This is a genomic window from Mesorhizobium sp. M7A.F.Ca.CA.002.09.1.1 (genome assembly GCF_003998555.1).
GTDB classification, from domain to species: Bacteria; Pseudomonadota; Alphaproteobacteria; order Rhizobiales; family Rhizobiaceae; genus Mesorhizobium; species Mesorhizobium ciceri.
In genome coordinates this window covers 1-2,354 of the sequence record NZ_RZRR01000865.1, presented here as the reverse complement: position 1 = coordinate 2,354, position 2,354 = coordinate 1, and the positions used below count along the sequence as shown (strand labels likewise).

At 63.7% G+C, this 2,354-nt stretch carries 3 protein-coding genes; 2 read left to right on the top strand and 1 reads right to left on the bottom strand.

Going from position 1 to position 2,354, the window contains the following annotated elements:
• Nucleotides 1-2: 2 nt before the first annotated feature.
• Entirely contained in the window at nt 3-593 is a 591-nt protein-coding gene (pncA, locus tag EN994_RS27505; protein ID WP_245466093.1) for a bifunctional nicotinamidase/pyrazinamidase, read from the top strand.
• A 27-nt stretch (nt 594-620) separates the two neighbouring features.
• Nucleotides 621-2,039, top strand: a complete 1,419-nt coding sequence (locus EN994_RS27500) for a sodium:proton antiporter (RefSeq protein ID WP_127307970.1) — start codon at nt 621-623, stop codon at nt 2,037-2,039.
• Here EN994_RS27500 and EN994_RS27495 read toward each other — a convergent pair.
• Nucleotides 2,040-2,354 (bottom strand): ATP-binding cassette domain-containing protein (locus EN994_RS27495; protein WP_127307969.1); only part of this gene is annotated, 315 nt, incomplete at its 5' end.

Here is a 2,354-nt window from a genome sequence, read left to right as displayed (position 1 = left end):
TCATCGACCTGCAGAACGATTTTTGTCCCGGCGGCGCGCTGGCGGTTGCCGGCGGCGACGAGATCGTGCCGCTGGTCAACGACCTGATCCGGCGAACCGACCATGTCGTGCTGACGCAGGACTGGCATCCCGCCGGTCACTCCAGCTTTGCTTCCAGCCATCCGGGCGCGCAGCCCTTCACCATGATCGAAATGCCGTACGGCCAGCAGACGCTGTGGCCGGACCACTGCATCCAGGGCAGCCTGGGCTCGGATTTCCATTCCGGCCTCGCCTGGACCAAGGCCGAGCTCGTCATTCGCAAGGGATTTCGGCCTGATATCGACAGCTACTCGGCCTTCTTCGAGAACGACCGCACGACCCAGACCGGCCTTGCCGGCTACCTCCGGGAGCGCGGCATCGACACGCTGACCCTGGTCGGGCTGGCGACCGATTTCTGCGTCGGCTTTTCGGCGCTGGATGCCGTCAGCCAGGGCTTCAAAACCACAGTGCGGCTGGATGCCTGCCGCGGCATCGATCTCAACGGTTCGCTCCATGCCACGCTGCAGCGCATGCGCGACGCCGGCGTGAGGCTCGAAGACCCTTTGTCGGACTGACGGATCGTGAGGCGCAAGAGGGGCTTTTTGTGGGTCGCGACGAAGGCGGCAATCGTCGTGGCCGTGCTGTTTCCGGCACAGGCTTTCGGGGCGGAGGAACACGGCCTGCCCGGCGCTTCGATGTCGCTGTGGTGGGCGCTGCCCTTTGCCGGGCTGCTGTTGTCGATCGCCACTGGTCCGCTGCTGTTTCTTCATGTCTGGGAGCATCACTACGGCAAGATCGCGGCCCTTTGGGGCGCTCTGGTGGTCCTGCCGCTGGCGGTCGCCTTCGGTGTCCCCACAGCGACCGAAGCGGTGCTGCATGCGTTGCTCACCGAATACATGTCGTTCATCATCCTGCTGTTTGCGCTGTTCACCATTTCCGGCGGCATTCTCCTTGCCGGCAACATTCACGGCACGCCGCTGGTGAATGCCGGCCTGCTGCTGGTCGGCGCGCTGCTGGCCTCGGTGATCGGCACGACCGGTGCCTCGATGATCCTGATCCGGCCGATCATCCGCGCCAACGATAACAGGCGGTTCAACGCCCATGTCGTCATCTTCTTCATCTTCCTGGTGTCCAACATCGGCGGCTCGCTGACGCCGCTTGGCGATCCGCCGCTGTTCGTCGGCTTCCTGCGCGGCGTCGACTTCTTCTGGACGACGACGAACCTCTGGCGCGAGACGCTGTTCGTCGGCGGTGTCGTGCTGGGCATTTTTCTGGTGATCGACATCATCCTGCACCGGCGCGAGGCTGGCGCGCCGAAGATCAAGGACCCGACACCGGATACCAAGGTGCGCCTGCGCGGCCTGGCCAACCTTCCGCTGCTGGCGGGGGGGATCGGCGCCATCCTGCTATCGGCGGCTTGGAAGCCGGGCGTCAGCTTCTCCGTGTTCGGCGTCAGCCTGGAACTGCAGAACCTGGTGCGCGACGCCATGATCCTGGCGCTCGCCCTCGTTTCACTTGTCATTTCGCGCAAGGAATACCGCGAGGCCAATGGCTTCAACTGGGGTCCGATAGCAGAGGTGGCCAAATTGTTTGCCGGCATCTTCATCTGCATCGTGCCGGTCATCGCCATCCTCAGGGCAGGCCATGAGGGTGCGCTGGCGCCGCTGGTGTCGCTTGTGAGTTCTTCCTCCGGCCAGCCCAACGATCTCGCCTATTTCTGGCTGACCGGGGCGCTGTCATCCTTCCTCGACAATGCGCCGACTTATCTGGTGTTCTTCGAGCTTGCCGGCGGTGACCCCCGGCACCTGATGACGGAGTTCGCTTCGACGCTTGCCGCGATCTCGGCCGGCGCGGTGTTCATGGGCGCCAACACCTATATCGGCAATGCGCCGAATTTCATGGTCTACGCCATCGCCCGACATCGCGGCGTGAAGATGCCGGGCTTTTTTGGCTATATGGCATGGTCGGGCCTGGTGCTGATCCCGACATTTTTGGTAGCGGGTTTTCTGTTCTTCGGCTGATCAACCCACGCCGACATAACGGCGCACCGCCGACGGGTCGGCGCGCAATTCCTCGACATCGACCGTCTCGCGGTTGCGGCCGTTTTCGACGAAAGCAACGCGGTCGGCGACAGAAAGCACTGCATCGACCCGTTGTTCGACCAGGATGGTCGACACGCCCATGTCACGCAGCGTCGACACCGTCTCGCGGATCTTGGCGATCATCGACGGCATCAGTCCTTCGGTCGGCTCGTCGAGCAATAGCACCTGCGGTTCGAGGCAGAGTGCACGCGCCATCGCCAGCATCTGCTGTTCGCCGCCGGACAGTGTGCCGGA